Below are 5,630 nucleotides of genomic sequence, written 5' to 3'. Positions count from 1 at the left end.
GCCCGGTACGGGCTGGCGGGGCGTCGGTCGGGTCGGGGTGGGTCAGGCGGTGAAGCGGCTGCCGTGGCGTCGGGCGAGCAGGTAGCAGCCCGCACCGGTGACGAGCAGCAGGGCGCCGATGCCGGCGATCACAGTGGTGGGGGCGCCGGTGATGGGCAGCGAACCGCCGCCACCGCCACCGCCGTCGCTATCACCGTCATCATCACCTTGGCCACCGCCGCCCTGGGCCGCGTTGACCACGATGGTGGCCCTGTCGTTGGCCGGTTTGATGTCGTCCTTGAAGCCGCCGCCGGAGGGGCACTCGCACGGCGCGTTGACCCGCACCGCGCCCCGGGCGTTGGGGATGACCTTGTCGATACGCAGCCGGAACTTCACGGTGTACGTCTGCCCGGCCACCAGGAGCATCTCCGAGGCGCACAGGTACGTGCGGGTGGTGTCCTGCCGCAACCAGCAGTTGTCCGGGACCCCGACGGCGGTGGTGCCCGGCGGTAGCTCGACGTCGGTGTGGGTGGCGGCCTCGAAGTCTCCGTTCGTCCTGTCTAGCGTCGCCGGGCCGTTGTTCCGGAAGCCGACGGTCGCCGTGACGACGGCCCCAGCCGCGCCCTTGAGCGTGGCGCCGATCGCCGCGAGGTCGGTGCCGTTCGTGCCGGTGGCCTTGATGGTCCACCCGGTGTACTCGTTACCCGGGCCGACGTCGGTCTGGTCGGCCTGCCGCACCCTGCTGGGTGCCTCGGCCAGAGTCAGTTTCGGGCCGCTGCCGGGGGTGGCCGCTCGTGCGCCGACGGCCGCCCGCACCCGGGTCAGGTCCTCGAAGTCGGCAGTGGTCATGAACTGGGCGTAGCCCGACTGGTTGGTCGGCGCGGCGGTGTCCTTGGCGAGTTCGAGGTTCAGCGTGGTGGCCAGCCCGGTGCCCACCGGGATGTCCTCGTCGAAGTGGCAGGAGACCAGGTGGTCGTCGGCGTAGCGGCAGTTGCTGAACCGGTCCTTGGTGCGGATCGAGTAGGGGAGGTCGAAGACCGCGACGAATCCGGTGACGGTCCTGTCGCCGGCGTTGGCCACGACCAGCGGCACAGTGAACTTCCCACCCGGCTTGGCGGAGAGGCTGGTGTACGGTCCGCCGGCCAGGTCGACCCCCTCGCCGACCCGGACGTGCGAGGTGTAGCTGCCGCGCCGGCCGCTGGCCGCCTGGAAGCTGACCGCGACGTCGCCGGAGTCGCCGACCTGCGCCTCGTCGGTGGCGGCGATGAGTATCTGCTTTGCCCCGTTGCCGTAGATCCCGCTGCCGACCGGCGCCATCTCGTACAGGACGATCTCGTCGGGCTCCTCGCAGACGAGAACGCCCGACTCCGGGGCGGTGCACTTCTGGCCGTTGGCCGGGGCAATGGTGATCTTGTTGGCGAGCGAGCGGTAGTCGTACCGCACGGAGACGTCGGTGAGGACCGTCGGCTCGTCGGCGTACAGCGACAGGGCGCGGGTTGTCGGCGTCGCACCGACGGCCAGGGTGGCGTCCTGGAAGTAGGGCTCGACGGCAACCGCGGCGACGGCGGGGGTTGCGGAGGCGGCGACCAGCGCGCCAGCCGCGCCGAGCCCGGTCAGCCAGCGGAGCGAGTGCTTGAGCATGGGGTCCTCCCGTGGGGGTACAGGTGGCGCTCGTCCAACCTAGGGACGCCCGGACCCTCCGGTAACCCCTTCCGGATCGATATTTGTCTAATGACCCGAACGGCTGAACACCCCTGTCGCAACGGGCAGCCGACCCGCGGCGGCATCAGCGGTAGTCGTCCTCGTCCCCGGTGACCACCCGGGCCTGCTCCATCGCGTCCCAGTCGTCGACCTCCAGGCCACGGTGCGGCTCACCGTCAACGTCGGTGGGGCCGGCGACAGTGGCCTGCTCGACCGCGTCCGCCGGGTCCGCCTCGGGGTCGCGTTCGTCGGGCGTGAGGTGGTCGCCGGGGGTGAAGTCCTCGTCGGGCTGACCCATCGTCCCTCCCGGGGGTCTCGGGGCACGGTTCCCACCCACCGTACGGGCTGGGCCGGCGCGCCGCCCGGAAGCCGAGTAGGCGGAATCAGCCCTCGGCGACGCGCCCCGGTGCCAGGATGGTGCCGTGGGCTTCCTCATCAGACTGGCGATCACCGCGGTCGCGTTGTGGATCACCACGCTGATAGTGCCCGGCGTCGACGTGCATGGTCGCTCGGGTGGCAACACAGTCCTCACCCTGATCGTGGTGGCTCTGATCTTCGGCGTTATCAACGCGGTGCTCAAGCCGGTGATCCGGGTCGTCGGTTGTGTGTTCTACCTGCTGACCCTGGGCCTGTTCGCGCTGGTGGTCAACGCGTTGCTGTTCCTGCTCACCGACCGGATCGCCCGCGGGCTCGACCTGCCGTTCCAGGTGGACGGATTCTGGCCGGCGTTCTGGGGAGCCATCGTGATGACGGTGGTGACCTGGTTGATCAGCGTCATCGTGCCGGACAACCTGGACCGCCGGTGAACGACCAGCACCGGGTCGGTTGTTCCGGCGCACCTCACCTACGGGATACTTCCGGGCGGAGGACAGCGCGGTCCGGCGCACAAATGAAGAACAGCGGCCAGCACGGCCGAGAGTGGTAAGTAAGGAGCACATCACATGCCCATCGCTTCCCCCGAGGCTTACGCGGAGATGCTGGACCGCGCCAAGGCTGGCCGGTTCGCGTACCCCGCGATCAACGTGACCTCCTCCCAGACGCTGAACGCGGCGCTCAAGGGCTTCGCCGACGCGGAGAGCGACGGCATCATCCAGGTCTCCACCGGTGGCGCCGAATACCTCTCCGGTCCCTCGATCAAGGACATGGTCACCGGCGCGGTGGCGTTCGCCGCGTACGCGCACGAGGTCGCCAAGAAGTACTCGGTGAACATCGCCCTGCACACCGACCACTGCCCGAAGGACAAGCTGGACGGGTTCGTGCGTCCGCTGATGGGCATCTCGCAGGAGCGGGTGAAGCGCGGCGAGGAGCCGCTGTACCAGTCGCACATGTGGGACGGCTCGGCAGTGCCGGTCGCGGAGAACCTCGAGATCGCCGCGCAGCTGCTCGACGAGGCCGCCAAGGCCAAGATCGTCCTTGAGATCGAGGTCGGTGTCGTCGGTGGCGAGGAGGACGGCGTCGAGAACGCCATCAACGACAAGCTCTACACCACCACCGATGACGGCCTGGCCATGGTCGAGGCGCTCGGCCTCGGCGAGAAGGGCCGCTACATGGCGGCGCTGACCTTCGGCAACGTGCACGGCGTCTACAAGCCGGGCAACGTCAAGCTGCGTCCGGAGATCCTCAAGCAGATCCAGGACGCCGTCGGCGCCAAGTACGGCAAGGACAAGCCGCTCAGCCTGGTCTTCCACGGCGGCTCGGGCTCCCTGCTGAGCGAGATCCGCGAGGCTCTGGACTACGGCGTGGTGAAGATGAACATCGACACCGACACCCAGTACGCCTTCACCCGCCCCGTCGTGGACCACATGCTCCGCAACTACGACGGCGTGCTGAAGATCGACGGCGAGGTCGGCAACAAGAAGCAGTACGACCCGCGCGCCTGGGGCAAGGCCGCCGAGGCCGGTCTGGCCGCCCGGGTCGTCGAGGCCTGCGAGCACCTGCGTTCGACCGGCACCACGATGACCAAGTAACGACGTTCCACCCGACGGCCGGCTCCCCGCACTGGGAGTCGGCCGTTGTCGTCAGGTCGTCAGCAGGCGTACGGCCTCGCGAACGTCGTCGGTGAGGTGGATCGTCGACGACAGGTCACCGAACGGGGACGCGGCCAGCAGCGGACGCAACAACGCCTCCACCGGCAACTCCCCGGTCCAGTAGGCGCGGTCCAGGAAGATGTCGCCCCGCTGGCGCCGTCGGTGCCGTAGTAGGTCTTGGTGGCCGCCTGGAACACCTCCTGCACCGTGCCCGCCCGCCCCGGCGCGAAGACGATGCCGCCCCGGGCGAGGCGCAGGATGGTGTCCTCCCGGATCGCGTTCGAGAAGTACTTCGCGATCCGCCCGGCGAACAGGTTCGCCGGCTCGTGCCCGTACAGCCAGGTCGGAATGGCCAGACCACCCGCACGCGCCCAACCCAGCTCGTCGCCACGTTGCCGGGGCACCCCCGCGTACCGCTGCCGGACCGTCAGCGCCGTGGCTGTGTACCGGTGGTGGTCGGTGAAGTCGGGGGCGGTGGCCAGCAGGTCGATCGCGGCCGTCACATCGGTCTCCGGCCGGTCCGCCAGGTAGGCGCCGAGGTTCGCGGCCTCCATGACACCCGGGCCGCCGCCGGTCACCACCAGCCGGTCGGCCCGCGCCAGCTCCCAACCCAGCACGGCCGCCATCCGGTACGCGGGACTGCCGCGCCGCACCGCGTGCCCGCCCATGATGCCCACCACCGACTGCGGCCCGAACGCGGTCAGCCAGACCCGGGTGGCGTCGGCCAGCGCGTTGTCCACGCCGTGATCGTGCAGCCGTTGACCCAGCGCCTCCTTGACGTCCGGCAACGCGCCGCCGTGCGCCCGGTAGTGGTCGTACACCCGGGTGTCGTACATCCCGGTGAACCCGCCCTCGGCGAACCCGGCGGCCAGGTCGTCCGGGGTGTAGAGGTGCGTCGGCTGGGTCGGGTACGGCAACCCGGAGAACGGCGGCACCACGTTCGCGCCCCGCCGGACCAGGTCGGCACCCACGTCCCGGGACGCGAACAGGCAACCGACGAAAAGGGTGCCGGCGACGTCGACGCCGGTCAGGTCGGGCACCGGCGCGAGGTCGAGCCGCAGGCCCTGCACGGTCAGCCCGGCCAGCCGGCCGGTGGCCAACTGCTGGTCGAACTCGGCCCGGGTCTGGATCTCACCGGCATGCAGGTGCGGCTCGATGACGTCCGCGGGAGGTGGGGTCGGCACCGGGCCATCCTGCCCCTCCGTCGGGGCCGGTCAAACCTCGGGCCAGGGGTGGAACCGACAGGAGCCCGATGGTCGTGGCCACCGGGCTCCTGCGTTACCGGTTCCTGGGGAGGCTCCGGACCATTATTTGTAGTGGAAAACACCAGGCAGCGGCATAGGCCGCAGGCGTGACCAACTCCTCAGCCGTTCAGCGGGACACGTCGGCCGACCCGCTCGCGTGTCGCCCTGTCCAGCGGGTTGAATGGGGCGATGCAGAACCTTTTGCCAGAGCCACCGGCCACCCGCCTGCCCGTGAACGACGAGGCCGACGCCGCCCTGGCCGCCGCCGACGAGGCCGGCACCGATGAGGCGTACGCCAACGTGGCGGCCGGTTTCCCGACCTACAGCGCGGCCTGGGCGGAGCTCGCGGCGCGGGCGTTCGCACAGGGCCAGGTGGTGACGGCGTACGCGTACGCCCGCACCGGCTACCACCGGGGCCTCGACCAGTTGCGTCGCAGTGGTTGGAAGGGGCACGGCCCGGTGCCGTGGTCACACGAGCCCAACCAGGGCTTCCTCCGCTGCCTCTACGTGCTGTCCCGTGCCGCCGACGAGATCGGCGAGGCCGACGAGGCGGCCCGCTGTGCCCAGTTCCTGCGCGACTGCGACCCGGAAGCGGCGGACGCGCTGGCGGTTCGGTGAACGACAAAGGAGTGAGGCTCAGCTGGTGACTGCTTCCGACGTCAGGGACTGGGACCCGGGC

At 70.1% G+C, this 5,630-nt stretch carries 5 protein-coding genes and 1 pseudogene; 3 read left to right on the top strand and 3 right to left on the bottom strand.

Features of this window, described 5'->3' with window-relative positions:
* Positions 1–42: 42 nt before the first annotated feature.
* Together ABZ749_RS28005 and ABZ749_RS28000 are read right to left on the bottom strand one after the other, a co-directional pair.
* The gene (locus ABZ749_RS28005; protein WP_357233058.1) at positions 43–1,620 is read right to left on the bottom strand and encodes an LPXTG cell wall anchor domain-containing protein; all 1,578 of its coding nucleotides are present in this window, start codon (positions 1,618–1,620) and stop codon (positions 43–45) included.
* Between the two features lie 145 nt (positions 1,621–1,765).
* Positions 1,766–1,978, bottom strand: a complete 213-nt coding sequence (locus tag ABZ749_RS28000; RefSeq protein WP_355004684.1) for a hypothetical protein — start codon at positions 1,976–1,978, stop codon at positions 1,766–1,768.
* 124 nt (positions 1,979–2,102) lie between these two features.
* Between ABZ749_RS28000 and ABZ749_RS27995 the strand changes: the two genes are divergently transcribed.
* Together ABZ749_RS27995 and fbaA are read left to right on the top strand one after the other, a co-directional pair.
* On the top strand, positions 2,103–2,486 hold the full coding sequence (locus tag ABZ749_RS27995; protein WP_030491363.1) for a phage holin family protein: 384 nt from the start codon (positions 2,103–2,105) through the stop codon (positions 2,484–2,486).
* A gap of 135 nt (positions 2,487–2,621) precedes the next feature.
* Complete coding sequence (fbaA, locus tag ABZ749_RS27990; RefSeq protein ID WP_355004685.1) at positions 2,622–3,647, top strand: class II fructose-bisphosphate aldolase; 1,026 nt, start codon at positions 2,622–2,624, stop codon at positions 3,645–3,647.
* A 51-nt stretch (positions 3,648–3,698) separates the two neighbouring features.
* Here fbaA and ABZ749_RS27985 read toward each other — a convergent pair.
* Positions 3,699–4,891: pseudogene (locus ABZ749_RS27985) on the bottom strand (hypothetical protein).
* Between the two features lie 249 nt (positions 4,892–5,140).
* On the opposite strand from ABZ749_RS27985, the gene ABZ749_RS27980 reads away from it, so the two are divergent.
* The gene (locus ABZ749_RS27980) at positions 5,141–5,569 is read left to right on the top strand and encodes a DUF3151 domain-containing protein (protein ID WP_357233055.1); all 429 of its coding nucleotides are present in this window, start codon (positions 5,141–5,143) and stop codon (positions 5,567–5,569) included.
* Positions 5,570–5,630: the final 61 nt, after the last annotated feature.

Source organism: Micromonospora sp. NPDC047753, from assembly GCF_040642735.1.
Lineage (GTDB): Bacteria > Actinomycetota > Actinomycetes > Mycobacteriales > Micromonosporaceae > Micromonospora.
The sequence above is the reverse complement of the archived record's forward strand: the minus strand, read 5'-3'. Positions and strand labels throughout refer to the sequence as shown.

Excerpts from the sequence above, each read along its gene's own strand:
- ABZ749_RS28005 (WP_357233058.1), bottom strand. The coding sequence starts at position 1,620 with ATGCTCAAGCACTCGCTCCGCTGGCTGACCGGGCTCGGCGCGGCTGGC.
- ABZ749_RS28000 (WP_355004684.1), bottom strand. The coding sequence starts at position 1,978 with ATGGGTCAGCCCGACGAGGACTTCACCCCCGGCGACCACCTCACGCCC.
- fbaA (WP_355004685.1), top strand. The coding sequence starts at position 2,622 with ATGCCCATCGCTTCCCCCGAGGCTTACGCGGAGATGCTGGACCGCGCC.
- ABZ749_RS27980 (WP_357233055.1), top strand. The coding sequence starts at position 5,141 with ATGCAGAACCTTTTGCCAGAGCCACCGGCCACCCGCCTGCCCGTGAAC.